16 protein-coding genes, 1 pseudogene and 1 riboswitch are annotated in these 21,331 nt (G+C 56.9%); of the genes and pseudogenes, 1 reads left to right on the forward strand and 16 read right to left on the reverse strand.

Features of this window, described 5'->3' with window-relative positions:
- Positions 1-324: 324 nt before the first annotated feature.
- The 3 genes from mqnC to metA form a co-directional block, all read right to left on the reverse strand.
- Positions 325-1,461 carry a cyclic dehypoxanthinyl futalosine synthase gene (gene mqnC / locus NSS64_RS19685; RefSeq protein ID WP_340755444.1) on the reverse strand — a complete coding sequence of 379 codons (1,137 nt, stop codon included), beginning with the start codon at positions 1,459-1,461 and terminating at the stop codon, positions 325-327.
- Positions 1,462-1,687: 226 nt separating this feature from the next.
- Positions 1,688-2,854 carry an aminotransferase class I/II-fold pyridoxal phosphate-dependent enzyme gene (locus tag NSS64_RS19690; protein WP_341141238.1) on the reverse strand — a complete coding sequence of 389 codons (1,167 nt, stop codon included), beginning with the start codon at positions 2,852-2,854 and terminating at the stop codon, positions 1,688-1,690.
- Positions 2,855-2,902: 48 nt separating this feature from the next.
- Positions 2,903-3,820: a homoserine O-acetyltransferase MetA gene (gene metA / locus NSS64_RS19695; protein ID WP_340942568.1), complete on the reverse strand. Its 918-nt coding sequence runs from the start codon at positions 3,818-3,820 to the stop codon at positions 2,903-2,905.
- A gap of 116 nt (positions 3,821-3,936) precedes the next feature.
- Positions 3,937-4,068, reverse strand: a riboswitch (SAM riboswitch).
- Between the two features lie 426 nt (positions 4,069-4,494).
- Here metA and corA point away from each other — a divergent pair.
- A complete protein-coding gene (gene corA, locus NSS64_RS19700) occupies positions 4,495-5,430 on the forward strand; it encodes a magnesium/cobalt transporter CorA (RefSeq protein ID WP_036696789.1) in 936 nt (311 codons plus the stop codon).
- 169 nt (positions 5,431-5,599) lie between these two features.
- Here corA and NSS64_RS19705 read toward each other — a convergent pair whose 3' ends face one another.
- The 13 genes and pseudogenes from NSS64_RS19705 to NSS64_RS19760 all read right to left on the reverse strand — a co-directional run bounded on the left by NSS64_RS19705 (position 5,600) and on the right by NSS64_RS19760 (position 21,291).
- A complete protein-coding gene (locus NSS64_RS19705; protein WP_341141239.1) occupies positions 5,600-6,616 on the reverse strand; it encodes an HRDC domain-containing protein in 1,017 nt (338 codons plus the stop codon).
- Positions 6,617-6,783: 167 nt separating this feature from the next.
- A complete protein-coding gene (locus NSS64_RS19710; protein ID WP_076079761.1) occupies positions 6,784-7,665 on the reverse strand; it encodes an ROK family protein in 882 nt (293 codons plus the stop codon).
- Positions 7,666-8,146: 481 nt separating this feature from the next.
- Positions 8,147-9,634, reverse strand: coding sequence for a cobyrinate a,c-diamide synthase (locus NSS64_RS19715; protein WP_341142850.1), 1,488 nt, complete (start codon positions 9,632-9,634; stop codon positions 8,147-8,149).
- A gap of 70 nt (positions 9,635-9,704) precedes the next feature.
- Complete coding sequence (locus NSS64_RS19720) at positions 9,705-10,844, reverse strand: cobalt-precorrin 5A hydrolase (RefSeq protein ID WP_341141240.1); 1,140 nt, start codon at positions 10,842-10,844, stop codon at positions 9,705-9,707.
- Positions 10,837-11,640, reverse strand: a complete 804-nt coding sequence (gene cobM / locus NSS64_RS19725) for a precorrin-4 C(11)-methyltransferase (protein ID WP_341141241.1) — start codon at positions 11,638-11,640, stop codon at positions 10,837-10,839. The genes NSS64_RS19720 and cobM overlap by 8 nt, the downstream gene beginning before the upstream one ends.
- A complete protein-coding gene (gene cobI / locus NSS64_RS19730; RefSeq protein WP_341141242.1) occupies positions 11,637-12,512 on the reverse strand; it encodes a precorrin-2 C(20)-methyltransferase in 876 nt (291 codons plus the stop codon). Before cobI ends, cobM begins: the two co-directional genes overlap by 4 nt.
- Positions 12,513-12,543: 31 nt before the next feature.
- Complete coding sequence (gene cbiE, locus NSS64_RS19735) at positions 12,544-13,770, reverse strand: precorrin-6y C5,15-methyltransferase (decarboxylating) subunit CbiE (RefSeq protein WP_340991905.1); 1,227 nt, start codon at positions 13,768-13,770, stop codon at positions 12,544-12,546.
- Positions 13,763-14,836 carry a cobalt-precorrin-5B (C(1))-methyltransferase gene (locus tag NSS64_RS19740; RefSeq protein ID WP_341142851.1) on the reverse strand — a complete coding sequence of 358 codons (1,074 nt, stop codon included), beginning with the start codon at positions 14,834-14,836 and terminating at the stop codon, positions 13,763-13,765. The genes cbiE and NSS64_RS19740 overlap by 8 nt, the downstream gene beginning before the upstream one ends.
- A gap of 1,124 nt (positions 14,837-15,960) precedes the next feature.
- The gene (locus NSS64_RS19745; RefSeq protein WP_340991903.1) at positions 15,961-16,626 is read right to left on the reverse strand and encodes a precorrin-8X methylmutase; all 666 of its coding nucleotides are present in this window, start codon (positions 16,624-16,626) and stop codon (positions 15,961-15,963) included.
- A 2-nt stretch (positions 16,627-16,628) separates the two neighbouring features.
- Complete coding sequence (gene cobK, locus NSS64_RS19750) at positions 16,629-17,423, reverse strand: precorrin-6A reductase (protein WP_341141243.1); 795 nt, start codon at positions 17,421-17,423, stop codon at positions 16,629-16,631.
- Entirely contained in the window at positions 17,420-18,811 is a 1,392-nt protein-coding gene (locus NSS64_RS32790) for a sirohydrochlorin chelatase (RefSeq protein ID WP_445667846.1), read from the reverse strand. Before NSS64_RS32790 ends, cobK begins: the two co-directional genes overlap by 4 nt.
- A pseudogene (gene cobJ, locus NSS64_RS32795) lies at positions 18,788-20,416 on the reverse strand (precorrin-3B C(17)-methyltransferase); the annotation flags it as partial. The gene NSS64_RS32790 and the pseudogene cobJ, both read right to left, overlap by 24 nt.
- Positions 20,417-20,430: 14 nt before the next feature.
- Positions 20,431-21,291, reverse strand: a complete 861-nt coding sequence (locus NSS64_RS19760; RefSeq protein ID WP_445667847.1) for an energy-coupling factor ABC transporter ATP-binding protein — start codon at positions 21,289-21,291, stop codon at positions 20,431-20,433.
- Positions 21,292-21,331: the final 40 nt, after the last annotated feature.

Consider the following 21,331-nt stretch of genomic DNA (forward strand, 5'->3'; position numbering starts at 1 on the left):
TTCGGGTTATGCGCCTGCGTGCGAGCACAATGTATGCTGTTTTCCGCATACATTAGGGCCATATGCCTGTGAGCAAGCACAATGTATGTTGTTTTCCGCATACATTCGGTCATATGCCTGCAAGTGAACACAATGTATGCTGTTTTTCGTATACATTAGCTACATGACGCTGTAACGATTGCTATTCGGTTTTCGCGTAGTTTTAGCATTGATATACTTCTTGTTCGGAACTGGAGGAAACAATAGTTTCCAAAAAACATAACGGGGCTGTGCTACCTATAGGTAGCACAGCCCCGTTATTGATCTGTTGGTAATAGCTATATTCTAATTCTGCATCACAAAATCATTGTCAATCTTGGCATTCGCATCCTCGAACGTCCGCAGGATGTCATAGCGCGTGTTGCGCTGCGCCGGGATCTTGCCCGCTTCACGGATGAGCTGGGTGATCGACTCGATGTTGACCTTGTAGGTCGCGCCCGCCGAGGAGACTACGTTCTCCTCAATCATCGTGCTGCCGAAGTCATTGCAGCCGTATTGCAGGGAGAGCTTGCCTACTTCAGGACCCATCGTTACCCAGGAGGACTGGAAGTTCTTAATATTGTCCAGCACCAGGCGGCTGATGGCTACGGTCTTCAGGTATTCCTCAGGGGTCTGGCGGTCCAGCTTCAGGTTCGTATTATCCGGCTGGAAGGTCCAGGAGATGAACGCCAGGAAGCCTTCGGAATCATATTTGTTCGCAATGCATTCGTCCTGGGCTTCACGGACACGAAGCAGATGCAGCGCCCGTTCTTCCATAGTCTCACCCAGACCAATGACCATCGTGGCCGTTGTATTCATACCGATCCGGTGTGCGGTCTGCATGACGTCCATCCACTCACGCCAGGAGCCCTTGAGCCGGCTGATCTTGCGGCGGGTGCGGTCATCGAGAATCTCTGCGCCACCGCCGGGCAGGGAATCGAGGCCTGCAGCATGAATCTCACGCATGACCTGTTCCAGCGGCAGGCCGGAGACCTCAACCATTTTCATAATCTCAGCTGGTGAGAAGGAATGCATGGTAATCTCCGGGAACCGCTGCTTGATGCCGCGCAGAATATCCGTATAATAGCTGAACGGCAGGTTGGGATTCGTACCGCCCTGCATCAGAATCTCAGTTCCGTTCACGCTCATGGTCTCAGCAATCTTCTGATAGATTGTCTCATCGGGAAGCACATAGCCTTCCTCCGAACCGGGTCTGCGGTAGAAGGCGCAGAAGCGGCAATAGACATCACATACATTGGTGTAGTTAATATTGCGGCCGATGACGAATGTCGTCACCGGCTCCGGGTGCCAGCGCTTCATAATAATATCTGCGGCAGCGCCCATTTTCTCAATTTCATTGCTCTCGAACAATGTGACCGTATCTTCCAACTGAAGACGTTCACCTTTCAGTGCCTTATCCAGTATAAGATCGACTGCACTCACTGTTGACGGCCTCCTCTTCATCTATGAAGTCTATGAGATAAATACAATTTGAAATAAAAATAGTCCGTTCTCCCATCGTATCACAATCGGCTGTTCTTGAAAAATGTTTCGCATCGCAGGACGGATAATTTCCCTTGTCCCATACAAAATTAAACAGCAGCGCCCGAAGGCACTGCTGCTTGTACGTTCTGCGGTTGCTGCACAGCCTGGCGGGTCCGGCGGTGCCTTATTCCAGCTCGCTCCGGGCGGCCTCCAGGGCCTGTCCCAGATCAGCGATCAGATCATCTACATGCTCTATGCCGACAGAGAAGCGCAGCAGCCGGTCATCCACACCGACCGCATCGCGGATTTCAGCCGGAATATCGGCGTGGGTCTGTATCGCCGGATAGGTCATCAGCGATTCAACACCGCCCAGACTCTCGGCGAAGGCGATCAGCCGGATATGGCGGAGCAGCGGCTCCACATAGCTGGCCTCTTTTACCTTGAAGGAGAAGATTCCCGTGTTGCCGGAGGACTGGCGGTTCTGGATGGCATAGCCCGGATGATCAGGCAGGCCCGGGTGGAAGACCTCGGCAATCGCCGGATGCTCCTGCAGATAACGGGCAATAGCCAGAGCGTTGCTCTCATGCCGCTCCATGCGCAGCGCGAGGGTCTTCATCCCCTTCATCAGCTGGTAGCTGTCATTCGGCGCGAGAACCGCTCCCAGGGAGTTATGCAGGACAGCCATTTCAGCCGACAATTCTGCTCCCTTGGTCACGATCAGACCCGCCAGCACATCGTTATGCCCGCCCAGGTACTTAGTCGCACTGTGAACCACGATATCTGCTCCAAGCTCCAGCGGGCGCTGGAAGAACGGAGTCAGCAGCGTATTGTCTACAATCGTGAGCAGCCCGTGACGGCGGGCCCAGGTACATACGGCTTCGACATCCGTTATCATCATCAGCGGGTTGGTCGGCGTCTCAATGAATACAGCCTTCGTGCCCGGCTGGCGGGCCGCTTCCAGTCCATCCAGATCATTCGTATCTACATAGGAGGCGCTGATGCCGTATTTGGAGAGAATCCGTTCCAGCAGCCGGTAAGTACCGCCGTACAAGTCCAGCGATACAATGAGATGGTCCCCTTGTCCAAACAAGGTGAACACCGTAGTCAGTGCAGCCATACCGGAAGCGCAGGCGAAGCCGGCATCCCCGGATTCCAGGGCCGCTGCCGCTTCTTCGAGGACAGAGCGGGTAGGATTTTTGGTGCGGATGTAGTCAAAGCCTGTACTCTGCCCAAGTCTAGGGTGACGGAAAGCCGTCGCATGATAAATCGGGTAATTAATGGCCCCGGTGGCGGGGTCCTCCATCGAACCAATCTGTGCCAGTCTGCTCTCAATTCTCAGTTTCTCATCCATCTCCATTGCCTCCTGATTAATTACTTCTATTAAGAATAAGTCAACCTCTCAGATAAATGCCCCGATATCGTAAGGAGTCTCCTGGTATACATAGTAATTGAGCCAATTAGCGAATAATAAGTTGGCATGGGCGCGCCAGACTGCCGGCGGAGTACGCGTCGGATCATCCTTGGGATAATAGTGCTTCGGCAGGGCAACCTCCATCCCCTTGGCGATATCCCGGTCATACTCCCATTTCAGAGAGAAGGGATCATATTCCGAATGTCCGGTGACAAAAATCTGCTTCCCGTCATGCGTAGCCACCAGGTACACCCCGGCTTCCTCGGATTCTGCCAGAATCTGCAGCTCCGGGTTCTGCTCAATATCTTCACGGGAGACGTCGGTATGGCGGGAATGCGGAACATGGAACACTTCATCGAAGCCGCGCAGCAGCTTGACATTATTATGGCTCATTGTATGCGGAAACACTCCGAAGCATTTGTCCGGCAGACTCACCTTGCGCACGCCGAAGTGATGGTACAGTCCTGCCTGTGCCGCCCAACAGATGTGCATGGTCGAGGTTACATTCTGCTTGCTCCACTCAAAAATCACTTTCAGCTCCTCCCAGTAGTTCACATCCTCGAACTCCAGCTGTTCTACGGGAGCGCCTGTTACAATCAAGCCGTCGAACCGGCGGTGGCTGATCTCATCAAAGGTTTTGTAAAAGCTCTTCAAATGCTCAGCCGAAGTATTCTTCGACGTATGGGAGCTGGGATGAAGCAGAACAACATCCACCTGAAGCGGGGAATTCCCGATAAGGCGCAGCAGCTGGGTCTCAGTAGTTTCTTTGGTAGGCATCAGATTCAGGATGGCGATCCGCAGAGGACGGATATCCTGATGGAAGGCCTGGCTTTCATCCATTACAAAAATATTCTCACCGGATAACACTTCTTTGGCCGGCAGGCTGTCGGGAATTTTGATAGGCATTGCTGTTCACTCCTTAACTGAAATGGGGTTCCACTTGGTGGTTCAACCTGAGGCAGGGTAGCGAAAAAAGACCTTTCCCGGGCGAGAAAGGTCATATCATGCAGTCATATGCGCCTCTCTCATCTGCCAGAGAACTTCCGCCGGACGAATAACGCCCTGCAAAGCTTCCGCAAGAATTAGCACCGTGCGTTCACACGCCGGTTGCCGGGTTTCATCGGGCTAGTCCCTCCACCTGCTCTTGATAAGATTTAGCTGTATTCAGTTGAATAACCTTAAGCATCTGAACGATGCTTTTTCTTAAATTTCACTTTAAATCATGAACCTCCTTTTCGTCAAGTCCATACAATGCTGAAGGGGCCTTATGACAGAAAACAATTTCTCTTGTAAGAGCCATATCCCGGCGTTATACTAGACAAGTGTTTCAAACCCAAAAACGGCGAAAAGAAGAGGTGAGAGAACAATGGAAGGCGACCCGGGCTCGCGAATAAGCGTGCAGAATGAACAACCACACAGGATTAACATCAGCTTGCCGGCGGCGGGAGCCCTTTTTCTTCATGCTCTCGGACCGTCTTTTGGCCTTCATCCATGATTGTACCACCGGCCAAGCTGATTTTTTCCGTGTGCTGAAATTAGCATACCCCTGGAGAAGACCAGGGACATAAGGAGTGAATCAGATGAAAATCCGGCTGGTGAATGCAGGGGTTTTTACGCCTATTGACAATATTGAAGAAACTTTAACCGCCCCTGCCGAGGGGTTCTACTGGATTGATGCGGATGTGGAGGACCTTGTAGAGCTTCAGCCTATATACGGCCTGCATGATCTGGCTGTGGAAGACTGTCTGAGTGAAGAGGATCAGCGTCCGAAGCTGGAGATTTATGAGAGTCATTATTTCATCGTGGTGAACAGCATCCGGTTCGATGATGAGGAAATCTTCCTCCGTGCGCTCAACGTATTCCTTGGCAGACATTATATTATTACCGTTACGAAGCAGAAGATCCATGAGCTGCGTGTCCTGAAGCCCGTACTGTGGGAGCAGGAGGTCAGTACGCCTGACCGCTTCCTGTATCTGCTGATCGACCTCGTTGTCGACAACTTCTTCTCGGTCGGTGACCGGATTGAAGCGCGGATCGAGAAGCTCGAGGAAGACATCCTCATGCATACCAAGAAATCGCATCTGAGCGAGATCATCGGTCTGCGCAGTGAGATTCTCTGGCTGAAGAAGATGCTCGGCCCGCAGAAGGAAGTTATCAACACGCTCAACAAAAAGGATCTTCGTCTGATCGACGATCAGCTGCAGAAGTATTTCAGCGATATCTATGAGAATGCGGTCAAGATCTCTGAGACCTTCGAAACATACCGCGATCTCATGGGCAACTTGCGCGAAGCTTATCAGTCCAGTATTGCGAACCGCGCCAATGAAATCATGCGTGTATTTACGGCGATTACCACTATATTCATGCCGCTGACCGTGATTACCGGGATCTACGGCATGAACTTTGACAATATCCCGGAGATCCACACCGAGTACGGCTACTATGGCGTCATTGCCGTCATGGTGACGCTAGGCTGCGGAATGCTCATTATCTTCCGTAAAAAGGAGTGGCTATGAAGCAGAGCGGACGAATACGAAGGACGAAGGCACCGTATACCCGGCTACCGGGACTCGGAGAGCCTTCGTCTTTTTGGTATGTCACCAGTATGTAATGCGTCTGCGCCGATCAGGAGCTCCGGTTACCAGGACCGCAGATTGGGAGTGATGCAGGCCGTCAGTCACCCTCTTACAAAGGGGCAGCCATTCCAAGCGCCGCCGGATGCTCCCGCCGGAAGCGGATGCGGATCAGCCGCAGGCGTTCATAATACAGATCAAGTCCGTCAGCAGGTACGAAGTTGTCACCGTAGGCTTTGTAGAGGACAGGCTTCAGGAAGTTGTCGCCGATCAGTTCATAGGCTGTCCAAATATTGTTCTGTTCTTCGGGGCTCACTTCACTCAGCTCCAGGGCAATGAGCTTCTCGGCCGAGTAGCCGTCCTTCTCCAGCTCTTCCAATACTTCAAGCACTTCACGGCGGGAAACTCCGCTAAGTGCCCTGAGCTGCTCCATCCCTTGCCCCTCCTCGATCCCCTGTAATAGAACGCGCCGCAGTCTCAGCCGCTCCAGCTGCTTCTTGTACTTAAGCTCCTTCTGCTTATAGTGCCAGGATACGAAGCTCTCTTCGTCTATTGCATGATTCACCCAGCTTAGCGGAAAATCATGCTCACGCTCAGCCGCCGCGGTGATGCTAAGCCAGTCTGCACCATACTGTGAAACTTTGCCTTCACCCACACCCGGAAGCTGCAGCAGCTCCTCCTCCGTACGGGGAAGAAATGCGCTGATCATGCGCAGCAGACGGTTGCTGGCCAGGATATAAGGCGCCTTCCGTTCACTGGAAGCCTTCCCCCTGCGCCAGGAGCACAGCTCCTCGAAGATGGCTTCATTCCCGTATTGCTCACTGAAATACTGCAGCTTAAGCTGCTCCTGGCTGCGGCTGCTGAGGTTATCCTCGTCATGAAATACCCCGTCAATCAGCGGGCGGTAGCCTTCCCCCATCTTCACGGCAAGCTCGTGCCGGTATACACACAGCATCTCATTCCATGATCCGCCTTCATACCACAGGCTGTCGTCCGTCTCCTGTTCCCCGGAGAAATCGCGCCAGCCCAGACGCCACTGCCCCTCTTCCTCTCCAATCCATAGCTGAGCAAAAATCTCTTCGTCCACTCCTGATCTTTTGCACAAACGGTTCATAAATACGATTTGCATATAAATCCCTACTTTCGTCGTCTTACAGTACGCATGATATATTTGAACGCAAAAAAGCACCTCTCCCACGACATTCGTGAAAGAGGTGCTTCCTCTTAAATGCTATACTGTTAGAAACTAGAATACCATATATTACGTAACAGTCAATGTCTTTTTGACAGAAGATCCTACTTGCGGTCCAAAGCCAGCTTGGCCAGACCCAGTGCGCCCGACAGACCGGCGTTATCTCCAAGCTGCGGAGGCACAATATAGCTGCCAATCTCTTCATTGAGCGCCGGATGCTGCACATATCCGCCGAGCAGCTCCTGCAGCTTGGCATGGATCAGCGGGAAGAGCTGGCTCTGCTTCATCACACCGCCGCCCATTACGATCTTCTGCGGCGAGAGGATCAGCACATAGTTCATAAGAGCATGGGCCAGATAGTGGGCCTCCATCGCCCAGGCCGGATGATCCGCAGGCAGCTCGCCCGCCGGCTTACCCCAGCGCTTGCCGATGGCTGGACCTGCCGCCAGACCCTCCAGACAATCGCCGTGATAAGGGCAGAAGCCTTCGTAGTGGTCCTCGGGATGACGACGGACCAGAATATGGCCCATCTCCGGGTGGGACAGCCCGTGAACAAGCTTCCCGCCTACCACAGCACCGGCACCAATCCCGGTGCCCACCGTGATATAGAGACAACTGTCCAGCCCTTGCGCTGCTCCCCAGGTGTACTCGCCCAGCGCTGCACCGTTCACATCGGTATCAAAGCCGATAGGAACCTGGAATTGCTCCTCCACGGCTCCCACCAGATTATACCCGCCCCAATGCGGCTTAGGTGTGGTTGTAATATATCCATAGGTGGGGCTGCCGATAACAGGATCAATCGGTCCGAAGGAACCGATCCCGATAGCCTCCACTGATTTTCCGCTGAAATAATCCATTACCTGGCCCATAGTCTCCTGAGGAGTGGCTGTCGGAAAGCTCACCCGGTCGATAATCGTCCCGTCCTCATTCCCGATACCGCATACAAACTTCGTTCCCCCTGCTTCAATCGCTCCCAACAATTTCACTGCAGCGTTCCCCCTTCTCCAGATGCATCCATATGCTGTTGCTTCTCATAACTTCAATAGATTTGCCTAACACGATGATCGCTCTCACGGATACGATAGATTTCTCTAAGTACGGCGGCGATAGATTTCTCTAGCACAGCTACAGATTTCCGTGATACAAATATGCCGGTTGACCGGCACAGCGCAATGATAAAGCGTTCTCTTATCCTATTATACGTGGCTCTTATATGTATGACAAGCGGTTGACATACAGGTTAAACAAGTGATTTGCTGATGAGGCTTAGGCTGGATTGAATGGGAACGGGAGATCGTTGGATTTTGTACACCTGCTAATGAACGAATGGCCGATGCTGGGACAACATTTGGAAAAACAACACTTAATTCCGCCCATTTTAGCCCAAGTAGCCAAAAGTAACATGATCAGCTGTTGTTTTTCCACTTGTTACCGAGTACACCGTTACAATCAATAAATTAAGATACATTATTCCATTTGTTGGTTGCAGGAATCGGAATCATGCTGCTGCACAGTCTGTTTGCGGTCACGATAGGCCCGGCAGGCTGCTACAAGCCGGGCTGCTGCCGGGAGATGGGAGGCCAGATGGATATGCGCATAAGCAGCCATGATGCTTCCTCTGATGTAGCCTTCAGGCTGGCAGCCCCCTCTGCCCATACTCTCGTAGGCATAGGTCCAGGCTGCCCCCTCAGGATAGCTCATGACGGAGTAATGAAATTCATGGCCGCGCAGGCGCTCTCCCTGCCTAAGCAGCAGACAGTCGTGAAGTGCCGTGACTTCACGGTACCCAAGCGCCACCCGGCGTTCCTGCATCACGGTGTGTGCCGGAATGATTCCGGCCATCTCATGCACCATGCCGGTGCGGTCGGTCAGACTGCGGGCCAGCACCATGTAGCCGCCGCACTCCGCATACAGCGGCATTCCGGCGGCTGCGGCAGTCCTCAGGCCGCCGAGGAACAACTGGTTCGCGGCAATCACCGCCGCGAATTCTTCAGGGAATCCGCCGCCGATATAGATGCCGTCAGCTTCCGGCGGAATGCCTTCACCGCTGAGCGGACTGAAGTACACCAGCCTCGCACCTTCACATGCAAGCAGCTCCAGATTATCGGCGTAGTAGAAATTAAATGCCGCGTCCCGGGCTACAGCAATGACCGGGGCAGGCTCCGCCGGGCCTGCCTGTGTCTTATGTATCATCGGCGCAGCGGATTTACAAAGTTCAGCATCATATGGAACTGGGCGAACTTGCTGGTCCGGCGTCTGCTCGCAGGCAGGCACAGCAGGAGCGGCAGCAGCAAGCTCCAGCATCCGCTCCAGATCCGTGCCTTGCTCCAGCAGGTCGGCAGCACGGTCAAACAAGGGCGCAAGCTCCCCGCGCTCCACGGCGGGCAGCAGGCCCAGATGCCGCTCCGGGATGTCCAGCCCGCTGTCGCGGGGGAGCCAGCCGACCACGGGAATCCCGCAGGCTGCTTCAATGGCCGCCTTAACTAACCGGTAGTGACCCTCGCTTCCGCAGCGGTTCACCAGAACGGCGGCAATCCGCACCTGCGGCTCCAACTGCCGGAAGCCCAGCACTATCGCCGCCGCACTGCGCCCCATGCTGCGGACATCGACCACCAGCAGCACAGGGCTGGCGGTCAGGATGGCGATCTCCGCCGTTGATCCCGTCAGTGCCGTATCCTCCTTACCGTCATACAGCCCCATCACGCCCTCAATGACGGACAGGTCCGCCTGTGCCGAGGCTTGCAGGAAATACTCCTGCAGATAAGCGCTTGAAGTCATCCAGGAGTCCAGATTGCGCGAGGGAGAGCCTGTGACCGCAGTGTGATAGGCGGGATCGATATAGTCAGGGCCGCATTTGAAGCCCTGAACCTTCAGGCCCCGCCGGGCAAAAGCGCACATCAGCCCCAGCGTGACCGTTGTTTTGCCCGAGCCGCTGCCTGTGCCTGCGATGACCAGGCGGGGACGCGCCTGCGGCTCACGGGGGGCTGATCCAGGCTCTTTTTCATATCCGGCTGCATTCCCTGGCTCATTCACTGCTCTTCCCCTCCTTCTCTCCGGGATAGTCAATCCGGGCTACAGCAATGGTGACATTACCGCTCTTGAGCTTAGGCTGCAGAAGCGAATGCGCACCTGAAGACAGCAGCGCAGCAGGTTCACAGACACCGTAAGCCCCCGTTGCCCTGAATACCACCTCAGACGGATGGTCCAGTTCTACTGTGTTGAGCTGCTCCGGGGTGTACAGAACCAGCTCCCAGCTGTATTTGGCGCACAAGGCCAAGAGCCCTGCTTCATCCCCCTTGATTCCGGCCGTCGCCACATTCCGCACACTATGGAGCGACAGATGAAGCTCATTCAGCGTGTTCAGGACCACGGCTTCCAGCTCTTCCGCAGACGTCCCGCGGTTACAGCCGAGTCCAAGCACCAGACTGCGCGGGCGATACACTACAGTGTGCTCGGCCAGAGTAGTACCTGCCGGTGCGTCCTCCTCCGGTTCCTCCGCCAGCCGGTCGCTTACCACAATCGCTGCACTGAAGCTGCGTCCGCTATGCCGAAGCTCAGCTCTGCTTGCGAACATAGAGACATGCTCCGGCACCTCAGCACCCGGCGGCAGCCAGTCACGTTCCCCGCTCTCCTGCACCCAGGCCACCGGCTCCCCGTTAACGAGCGCAGCACTAACCCCCTTCATGGGGGTGAAGCTGTCCGCGCGCCAGCCGTACTCCCGGCCCAGCAGGTCAACAGCGAAGGTGCCCTGCACATCCGAAGCCGTGGTGATCACCGGATGGCTGCCCAGCAGCTCCGCAATCTCCAGTGTCAGCTTATTCGCTCCGCCGAGATGGCCGGAGAGCATGCTGATGACATGCTCCCCGCGCTCATCGATGACGATGACGGCAGGATCGGTTCTTTTATCCCGCAGCAGCGGAGCCGTCAGCCGGACTGCCGCCCCCAGCGAGAAGAACAGAATGACCGCCTCATAGCTCCCGAAGAGCCTAGGCAGCAACCCTCTGACCGGTCCGTCAAAAACAGTGATCTCCCCGCTCCGCGCCTCCAGCCCGCCGCTATACTTGGCATAGACAAAGACCTCAGTCCCGCCAAGCCGCCCGCCAAGCTTCACAGCCAGCTCTATCCCGTTGCGCGTAATGGCAACAGCCGCATACCGCTTACTCACCGGAGCCGATTCCTTCCCGGCAGCCGTGGGTGAAGGTCTTGTCATACAGCTTGGAACGGTGCTGATCGCGGTCCGTCAGTCCGGGGTCCAGCGCCCAGCCGGCCAGGATCATGGCATGCATGGTGATGCCAGCCTGTTGCAGGTCCGCCTCCAGCTTCTCAACCGTGGTCCGCAGAATCTGCTGATCCGGCCAAGTGGCCCGCTTCACGACCGCCACCGGGGTCTCCGGGCTCCAGCCTGCGGCCAGGAATTCACTGCTCACATGACCGGCCAGTGATGCACTCAGAAACAGCGCCACCGTGCAGTGATGCTCCGCCAGCTTGCGCAGCTGCTCGCGCTCCGGCACGGGTGTGCGCCCTTCCGCACGGGTCAGAATGACCGTCTGCGTCAGCTCCGGCACGGTCAGCTCTGCGCCAACCGCCGCCGCCGAGGCAAAAACCGAGCTTACGCCCGGCACGATTTCATAGCTTACGCCGCAGAGCTTCAGCAGCGACATCTGCTCCAGAATCGCGCCGTACATGGCGGGGTCTCCGGTGTGGACGCGGGCTACGCTTTGACCGGACTGCACGGCAAGCGTCATCAGCTCCACCTGCTGCTCCAGATCCATGCCCGAGCTCTGAAGCACCTGCGCACCGGGCTTGGCGCTGCGGATCAGCTCCTCGCTGACCAGCGAATCCGCATAGAGCACCAGATCAGCGGAGCGCAAGATTCGGCTGCCTTTTACCGTAATTAGCTCGGGATCGCCGGGTCCGGCACCGACAATATATACTTTTGGCTCCAACAGCTTATTCGTCATTTGCTCACCACCATCAGACTCAGGTACTCCACTTCCTTGCCCCGCAGGTCCCGTGCATCGCGCCAGACAGTCTCATAGGGGGAGGTGACCTTGGTCACCACCGAGGCGCGGCCGGACAAGCCCAGCTCCTCCAGCACATCCAGCACCACATCCAGCACCTTGGCCACCTTAAGGAACACCACCGTATCATGATGCAGCAGCGCTTCTCTAAGCGCCTCCCTGTCGTCCGTAGCCGGGATGATCCCCACCCGCTGATTGCCGTCCGCCAGGGGCTGCTCCAGCGCAGCCGCCGCGCCCAGCACCGAGGATATTCCCGGAACCGAGATGACCGGCACACCGGGATGCAGCTCCTGCATCAGCCGGGCCAGATGAATGAAGGTGCTGTAGAGATTAGGATCGCCTTCCGTCACAAAAGCCACATCCCGGCCCTGTCTCAGCTCTCCCCAGCACAGCTCTACCGTACGGGTCCAGCCGCTGGCCAGCAGCTCCGGGTCCTTCGTCATCGGAAAGACCAGTCCGAGCATGATTTTGTCCTGCGGGTCTACATGCAGCTCAATGATTTCATAGGCGTAGGATTTGCCGCCCTTCTTGGTTGCCGGGTAGGCAATCACCGGACATTCCCGCAGCAGACGGCAAGCCTTAAGCGTAATCAGCTCCGGGTCGCCGGGGCCAACGCCTACGCCGTATAACGTTCCGAGCGCCCGGGGAGTCAGCCGTTCCTCCAGCTCCGGCTCTTCTGCATCCAGCGGGTCAAATAACGCACTTGCCGCCTGCATCGCTGCTTCTGTCCACAGCGTTCCGGCCGCTTCTCCTGACGATATTTCCTGTCCGTCCGCAGCCTGCTCACGCGGCGAAGTTACATTGGTCTTCATTGCGGGTTCCTCCTTCGTTATTGTCTGATGATTAATGAAGCCTCCGGCCGCTGACCACGTAGACGGGATTCATTCCGTCGAACCGGGTCATGCCGAGAATCGGCTTGCCGCGTGACGCCTGTAGCATCGTCACCTCGCAGGCCAGTCCTGCGGCCTTAAGCGCCTCCATGCTGCCATGCAGCGTCTCCACCGTGATCGCCCCCACCACAATCCGGCCCTCCGGGCGCAGTCTGGCGGCGCTGTGCGCAATAATGTTCGCCAGCTCCCCCCCGCTGCCGCCGATGAAGACGGCATCCGGGTCAGGCAGAGCGGCCAGGCCCTGCGGCGCCTTCTCCTGAATGATCTGGAAATCCGCCCGGAACTTCAGACGGTTCGCAGCCATGTTGGGCAGGTTCTCGGCACTTTTCTCCAGCGCGTAGACCTTCCCGAGTCTGGCGATCCGCGCGCATTCCGCAGCCACCGCACCCGAACCGGAGCCGATGTCCCACACGACTGCATCCTCGGACAGGTTCAGCTCCGACAGCACCAGAGCGCGGACCTCGCGCTTCGTAATCAGGCCTTTCTCCGGCTTGCGCTGCCGGAACTCCTCATCCGGATAGGCGAAGCCGCGCCGCACAGGAGCAGTGACCTCCTGCTTACGGCGCAGGATCACGACATTAAGCGCTGCGAACTCCCTGGTCACCATCTCCTCCAGCGTCCAGAACCGGCAGACTTCCTCCGCCCCGCCAAGCCGCTCACAGATAAACGCCTCATATTCCATCATCCCGAACTCCTGCAGATAAGCGGCAATGACCGCAGGGGTGTTGTTCTCGTCTGTCAGCAGGGCAATTTTGTGCTTGCCGTCGATACGCTGGGCCAGTCCCTGAATGGGACGCCCGTGCAGACTGATCAGCTCCGCATCCTGCCAGCTGTCCCCAAGCCGTGCAAACGCAAGCTGCACACTGCTATAATGGGGGATCACCTCCACATGCTCCGGCCCGAACCTGCGGACGAGATACCCGGCAATCCCAAAAAAGAACGGGTCCCCCGAGGCCAGCACCACCGTCCGCCGCTCACGCCACACCTTCTCCAGCTTGTCTGTAAAAGGCTTCAGGCCGCCTTGCAGGACGATTTTCTCCCCTCTGTACCTGCTGAAAAAATTCAATTGCCGCTCGCCGCCCAGCAGCACCTCGCTGTTGTTCACTATGCTTAAGCTATCCGGTGTCAGGCCGCCGGCGCCATCCTCACCGATCCCGATCACATAAATCAGGTTATCCATGAATCTCCGCCCTTCCCAGCACCCGGCCCTTCATTGTAATGAGCACCATCTCCACAATCATGCCTCCGTTCATATGCGCCAGACTCTGTTCACAGGCATGCCTGCACAGCTGCTCGAAAAAAACGTGATTCCCCGCCTCAGTCATCATGTCCACGACCTGTGAGGCTGTGTTGGCGGCAGCAATCTCCTGCACCTGCTCCGGGGTTGCTCCCGCACCAGCCGCAACGGAGGCCAGAAATCCGAAATCTACGGGCGCGTTCTTGGAGTGAATCAGCATGGCCCCCTGAGCTACCTTGGAGAATTTACCGGCCATCCCGACGAAGGTAACCTTCCCAATCCCGTAAGCCTTCGCATGCTCCAGCGAGAAGCCTACATATTCCCCCATCTGGATAAAAGCTTCCTCCCGAAGCTCCGCGAACATCGCGATAGCGTATTTCTCACTGCTGCCGCCTGTGGTAAGCACGATCTGCCGGTTCCCCGCCGCAGCCGCCACCGAGATGGCCTGAACCACGCTCGCCTTATAGGCTTCGGTGGAGAAAGGCGTCACCACACCCCGCGTGCCCAGGATGGAAATGCCGCCCAGAATACCCAGCCGGGGATTCAGCGTCTTAAGAGCGATGCTCTCGCCTTCCGGCACGCTGATGACTACCCTAAGGCCCCGCGCTGCACCGTGCTCCTCCAGCACGGCGGTTACCGCCTCCTGAATCATCCTCCGGGGGACCGGGTTAATCGCCGCTTCTCCCACGCCTACCGGCAGGCCCGGCTTCGTCACCCGGCCGACACCGCGGCCCCCGTCAATCTCCACGCCCGGCTGATCCTGCCAGCTCACCGCCGCTTCGATCCACGCCAGATGCGTCGCATCCGGGTCGTCTCCGGCGTCCTTGACGGTGGCACAGCTTGCCGTGTGTGATCCTGTACGCTGCCAGCCGGTCAGCTCAAAGGTATGACGGAAGCCGGCCGGCAGATCAATCTCTACCGCAGGCAGGCTCTCCCCTGTAATGAGCAGGGTGGCCGCACCTGCGGCTGCCGCTGCGGCACAGGCCCCTGTCGTGTAGCCCCTGCGCAGCGGGGGAGCAGGGGTTGCCTCTCCGGAGGGATCGGGCCTTGCAGGACGGGCCGCTTGCGCCGACTGCTCCGGTAACTGCTCGAATGCAGTACCATCCGCTTGTGCCGACTGCTCCGGTAACTGCTCGAATGCGGGTCCGGTCGCTTGCGCCGACTGCTCCGGTAACCGCTCGAATGCGGGTCCGGTCGCTTGCGCCGACTGCTCCGGTAACCGCTCGAATGCAGTACCATCCGCTTGTGACGACTGCTCCTGTAACTGCTTGAATGCGGGTCCGGCAGGCTGTTTGGCTTGCCCCTCCCCTGCCTTCCCGCTTTCTTGGCTCCGGTTCTGCCTGATGGCGTGACCGGGTATTTCCTTGGTCATGGCAATCCCTCTTTGCTGATGGTCTAAGAATGAATCCTCACAATCTGAACAATCTGCACATAGCTGAAGCTTATCCTCTGAGCGTTCGTCCTTGGCAGGTAACCTGTCTTACTCTCTATATAACCTGATTATACTGCTGCTTCTAAGCAAATCAGGAGATTTTTATACAAATTTTTCTAGTCTTTCTAGCTCCACTGCATTTTGTACATTAGTTAAACCCCATATCCGCCAAAAAAGTGAATCTTCTGCATTTTGTACATTAGAATTTGGTGAGGGAGCTGTTGTGGAGCCCTTTTTCAAAAATCAAGTGTACGAACTGCAACAGAACCGGATTTCAACTATAAAATTACGAATTCTGTTGCAGAGAATACAATTAGTGAGCCTACACGCTACCGCAACCCCGTACATTAAGCACATTAACCCGGTCATCGGTGAGAATGCTCCAGCCACAAACTTCAACTGCCAGACTGTTAGAACTAAAGAAGTAAATAATTTGAGATAGCTGTATTCTGTACATTTAAACCCCGCAAAAAGGAAGGATTCCCTCATCTAACTGTAATCTGTACAACTATATCTGCCCAAAAAGAGGGAGAACACCGATTAGAGAAAAGTTTAATTGCACGTAATATAGCTAAAATGGATATTCGATCGTACATCAGAGCATTTAGTTGTACAGAGTGCGATTAAACTTACCGCTTACAACTTAATCGGGATATGACAACTCACAGCCCTACGCTCCAAGCATCTGCTTCTCTAATCCGCTAACCCGGCTCGCCCGCTGCCCGGCGGACTGCCAGCAGACTTAGCGCGTTGACTGCGGCGACCACGATTGTACTGCCGCCTTTGCGGCCGATATTGGTGATGTAGGGAATATCCAGCTTGCGCAGCTCATCCTTGGATTCCGCCGCCGAGACGAAGCCTACCGGCATGCCGATGACAAGGCCCGGCTGCGCTGTGCCCTCTTTTACCAGACGGATCAGCTCCAGCAGGGCAGTCGGCGCGTTGCCGATGACATAGATGCCCCCCGGTGCCTGGGCGCAGGCCTTGCGCGTTGCGATAATCGCCCTTGTGGTTCCCAGCGCCTTCGCCTCATCCACCACATCAGGATCTGAAATATGTACCCGGACCTCGCCGCCGTACCGCTGAATCCGCTCCTTGGCAATGCCCGCCTCTACCATCCGCACATCCGCTATAATCGGCTTGCCCTGCAGAATCGCGTGAATCCCCGCCTCAATCGCCCCCGGATGGAACACCAGGCTGCGTCCCAGCTCAAAATCAGCCGAAGCATGAATAATCCGCTGTACAATCGGGTACTCGAGTGCACTAAACGAATGTTCACCCAGCTCCTCCGTAATCATCTGAAAGCTTAGACCCTCTATCTCCTGCGGCTGTACGGTCACCGGCTTGAACTCTGTCCCGAAATCCACATTCATCCCTCTTCCCTGGTCATTAGCAGCGCATTCTTCACAGCAGCCGTAATCTCGTCAAAAGAATCAAACACCGTTCCGCCATCCCCGAAGGACAGCCCCGGCCGCATAATCAAAATCACATATAATCCCATATCCAGCGCAGCATGCAGCTTCTCATCCACCGACCCCTCAGCTCCGCTCTCCTTGGTAATCATCACCCGGGTGCCGTACTGCCGGTACAAGGCCTCATTCATCTCTCTGCTAAAAGGGCCCTGAAGCGCAATAATATTCCGCTGCTCTATCCCAAGAGCCAGGCACTTCTCCAGATTCTCCAGACAAGGCAGCAGCCTTACGGTCAGCCTAATATCTGGATCTCCCAGCAGCTCCTCCGCAAAAATCTCCAGCGTTTTGCCGCCGGTAGTCAGCATCACAGAGCCCTTCAGCTCCTTAGCCTTGCGCGCAGCCTCTTCATAGGAATGCACAAGCAACAGCCGGGGATGGCTGTTATAGATAAGGCTCTGCCGCTCGTAGCGGAAGTAAGGCAATCCCAGCGCTGCTGCGGCTTCCATTGCATTAGCATGGGCCTCCAGCGCAAAAGGATGGCTGCCGTCCACCACGGCACGGTACCCGCCCGCTTGCAGCAAAGCGATCATCGCCGTGCGGTCCAGTCTGCCGGTGCGGGTGCGGATGCCAGCAGCCATAAGGCGTTCAGCCCCGCTGGGCGTCACCACGCTGGCCTGCAGCGGCAGACCTTGGCGCATCAGACTCTGTGCCAGCTCCCGGGCGTCGCTGGTGCCGCATAACATGAAGATCATCGCGGCTGGCGAAGCGCCTGATCGTCTGCCGGAGCCGCCGCCTCCGTTACATCATGCCGCCCATGCTGCCCATGATGGACATGGCTGTGATGCTCATGCTTTCGTTGCTCATGTTCACCTTGACTGTGATGCCCGTGCTGGCAGTGGCTGTGATGTCCATGCTCCCCATGGCTGTGATGTCCACGCTCCCCATGGCTGTGATGTCCACGCTCCCCATGGCTGTGATGTCCATGCTGGCAGTGGCTGTGATGTCCACGCTCCCCGTGGCTGTGTTGCCCATGCTGGCAGTGGCTGTGATGCCCATGTTCCCCGTGTCTGTGTTGCCCGTGCTCCCCGTGGCTGTGATGCCCATGTTCCCCGTGGCTGCAATGTCCATGTCCTTCATGACTGTGATGCCCATGCCCGTGATGTCCATGCCCATGCTCCCCGTGCCCCTCCTCACCATGATGGTGATGATGATGCACAGAGGCTGCATCGCGGTATTTGCAGTTATCGCAGTTGCTGAAGGCACGGCCTTCCAGCGTCTCCTCGATCCGCTCTGTCAGCATATCCACCAGCAGCGGATGTGCGCCCAGTGTGCCGCCGATCTCCACTTCAAGCTCTGGATGTGCGGCTGCGAATTGTGCGACTCTCTTAGTGAACTGCTGCATCAGCACTCCGGTGAACAGCAGGTACGGGAGAACGATAATTCTGCGCGCCCCCAGTGCAAGGCAGCGTTCAAGCCCGTCCGGCAGCGAAGGCTTGGCGATGGCAATGAAGCAGCTTTCCACGCTGCCGTAGCCTGTTCTCTCCCAGAGCAGCCGGCTTATTTTATACAGATCGCTGTTGGCATCCGGGTCACTGCCCCCGCGTCCCATCAGCAGCACGATGGTGTCCTTATCCTCTATCGTGGATGCACTGTTCCCGTGCAGGTCCAGCCCCATTCCGCCAGCCGCCTTCTCCTGCGCCAATGGAGGTTGTTCTGCTTCCTGAATCCGCTCCAGCAGAATATCGACGGCACGGTCCTGCACCCCCAGCGGACGTCCATAGATGAACTTCACCCCGGGATATCTCCGCTTGGCTTCATCAATGGCCAGTGGAATATCGAGCTTGGAATGCCCCGCCGCGAACAAAATAATCGGCACAACGTATATCTCCGCCGCACCGCCCTCGATACATCTGGCAATTCCGCCAGCGATGGAAGGCGAGGCCAGCTCTATGAAGCAGGTCTCGACCTTCAGCTCCGGCTTCCGGGCCGCGAGCAGGCTGGTGAATTCCAGCAGCTCCTCATTGCCCGCTTGAACCCGGCTCCCGTGTCCCACCAGTAATACCGTTCTCATCGTCTGCACTCCTTCTATGCTGTTATTGTTGTCGGATGTAAGGGCTGCATCACCTTTGGTTCTGTCCATCCGTTCCCGGAACGCATAATAACGCTCCTGCTCCCGGCCATGGACCCTGTAATCCTCAACTGCCGCAGCTACCGCGGCTACCGCTTGCTTTTCGTCCATCCCTTCACTCACCAAAATCCCTGCATGGGCACCCCGCCCGGACTTCTTGCCGCCGAGATACAACTCATAGCTGCCGCGCGACATTACCAGTCCGATATCATCCAGCACAGCGGAGCTGCAAGCCATCCCGCAGCCGGCTACACTGATGTGCAGCTCTCTCGGCACGGCAAGCCCGTGCAACAGCTCATGCAGGCGGACAGCCGTACTTAACGCCCCGCTTCTGCGCAGCTCACAGAACCCGCAGGTCTTCACCTTCACGTAATCTCCAGGCGTACTTACATTCAGTCCGGCCTCCAGCAGCCTTGCTCCTGCTCCTGCCTCTGCCTCTTCACTCCGGCTGCCGCGCAGCAGGAAATACCCGTCCTTCGTATAGACCAATTGCCCATCGCTGCCTGCAAGCTCAGCCAGCAGCTTCATCTGATCGCCGCTGAAGCTGCGGCTGCCGATTACGGGAGCAATCTCCAGCTCGAAGGAAGAATCGGTTGATGCCGTCAGGCGATCGGACAAGCTACGTAGCCGCTCCACCTGCGGAGCAGCAGCCAGACTCTGCACAGCCGCTTCTTCCGCCCGCCCTGATTCCGCTTCTCTTCCTGCGATAGCAGCTTCTCTCCCCGCATCCACAGCTTGTGCCGCTCTTGCTCCGGCTGCCCCCTCTGCCTGCCCGGACTCCGCCGCAGCCAGCGACCAAGGCTCTGCTGCCGTGCGCAGCCGCTCGTGCGGCTTCAGCGTCTGCGCCTGTGATCCGAGATTGTACTTGCGCTCATATCCGCGCGGCGTAATCATAAGGTCCTCATAGACAACGGTAGCAGAGTTGCCTACTACCACGGTCGAGAGCATGCCGATCTCATGCTCCAGCATATCCTGCAGCGTTGTTACGATCGTCTGCTGACGGTCACGGTAGGCGCTTTTGACAATGCCTACCGGTGTAGCCGGGTCACGGTAACGCAACAGAATGCCCCGCGCTTCTTCAATCTGCCGTGTTCGTCTGCCACTGCGCGGATTGTAGAAAGCGATAACGAAATCCGCAGCCCCCGCCGCTTCCACACGTGCAGCAATGCTCTCCCAGGGTGTTAGATGATCACTCAGGCTGATCGTGCAGGAATCGTGCATAATCGGGGCCCCCAGCAGTGAGGAACAGGACTGGATCGCCGATATTCCCGGGATCACCTCCACTTGTACCCCCTCTGAGCGGCTCCAGCCGCGTTCGATCAGCACCTCGTAGACCAGCCCGGCCATTCCGTAGACACCGGCATCGCCGCTGGAGATTACCGCAATGCTCTGTCCTTCTTCTGCTCTGCGGACGGCCTCCTGGGCCCGGCTGACCTCCTCGGTCATCCCCGTGCCGACGATCTCCTGGTGCCGCAGCAGCGGCCTGATCAGATCTACATAAGTGGTATAGCCGATGACCGCCTCACTCTCATCCAGCGCAGCCAGTGCGCGGCCGGTAATATGCTCCAGCGCTCCGGGGCCGAAGCCGATAATCAGCAGCTTTCCTTGTTTCTTCATTCTTCTTCCCCCGTTCATGAATAGCTGTGGTCAAGCGCAAGCAGCTTACGCAGCTGCACCTGGAATTCTCCGGCGGTGCGGGGAGCGCTCTGCCCTGCGGTCAGGCTGGCTGGCAGGCTGAACCATAGATCAGCCAGCAGCGGCAATCCCAGCCCGATGGACAATAGCTCCTCCCGTCCCGCAAAAATCTCCTGCGGCGTCCCCGCCGCCCGGCATCTTCCATGCTCCAGCACAATAATCCAGTCCGCCCAGCGGTAGGCCAGGTCCATATCATGCGTAGCCATAACTACGGTTGTCCCTTTATCATGTATGGCTTCAAGCCCTTTCAGCATCTGCTGCTCCGATAACGGGTCCAGATACGAGGTCGGCTCATCCAGCAGAATCAGCTCCGGCTCCATAGCCAGTACACCGGCGAGTGCCGTGCGTTTCTTCTGGCCCAGACTAAGCTGGTGAATCGGTTTATCGCCCAGATCAGTCAGATTCAGCAGCTCCATGACCTCCCGGCAGCGCGCAGCGATAGCCGGTTCAGCCATGCCGCTGCCGCGCAGCCCGAAAGACACATCCTCCAGCGGAGTGCTGAGGATCAGCTGCTGCTCGGGGTCCTGGAAGACCAGGCCCACTTTCCGCCGCAGAGCGGCCAGCTCTTTTTTGGAGTAGGATAACGCCTTCCCTCCTTGCATAACCGTCCCCTGCTGCGGGCGCAGAATGCCGACGGCATGCAGGAACAGCGTCGATTTGCCCGAACCGTTATGACCGAGCACCGCCGTCTTGCTTCCTGCGGGGATGGATAACGTCAGTTCATGCAGTGCAGGCTCCCTCGTATCCGGGTAATGGAACACCACTCCGTCACAAGCCAGACTATATTCCATATCCATCACTTGCTCCTCTAATATGATTTGGCCGATCGGAAGTTGT

It is taken from the genome of Paenibacillus sp. FSL H8-0122, from assembly GCF_038005345.1.
Lineage (GTDB): Bacteria > Bacillota > Bacilli > Paenibacillales > Paenibacillaceae > Paenibacillus_AQ.

Bases quoted from the DNA above. Each gene is read 5' to 3' on its own strand.
- cobK (WP_341141243.1), bottom strand. From the start codon at position 17,423: ATGATCTTCATGTTATGCGGCACCAGCGACGCCCGGGAGCTGGCACAG.
- corA (WP_036696789.1), top strand. From the start codon at position 4,495: ATGAAAATCCGGCTGGTGAATGCAGGGGTTTTTACGCCTATTGACAAT.
- cbiE (WP_340991905.1), bottom strand. From the start codon at position 13,770: ATGGATAACCTGATTTATGTGATCGGGATCGGTGAGGATGGCGCCGGC.
- NSS64_RS32790 (WP_445667846.1), bottom strand. From the start codon at position 18,811: ATGGACAGAACCAAAGGTGATGCAGCCCTTACATCCGACAACAATAAC.
- cobM (WP_341141241.1), bottom strand. From the start codon at position 11,640: ATGACGAATAAGCTGTTGGAGCCAAAAGTATATATTGTCGGTGCCGGA.
- NSS64_RS19760 (WP_445667847.1), bottom strand. From the start codon at position 21,291: ATGGATATGGAATATAGTCTGGCTTGTGACGGAGTGGTGTTCCATTAC.
- cobI (WP_341141242.1), bottom strand. From the start codon at position 12,512: ATGAAGACCAATGTAACTTCGCCGCGTGAGCAGGCTGCGGACGGACAG.
- metA (WP_340942568.1), bottom strand. From the start codon at position 3,820: ATGCCTATCAAAATTCCCGACAGCCTGCCGGCCAAAGAAGTGTTATCC.
- NSS64_RS19705 (WP_341141239.1), bottom strand. From the start codon at position 6,616: ATGCAAATCGTATTTATGAACCGTTTGTGCAAAAGATCAGGAGTGGAC.
- NSS64_RS19690 (WP_341141238.1), bottom strand. From the start codon at position 2,854: ATGGATGAGAAACTGAGAATTGAGAGCAGACTGGCACAGATTGGTTCG.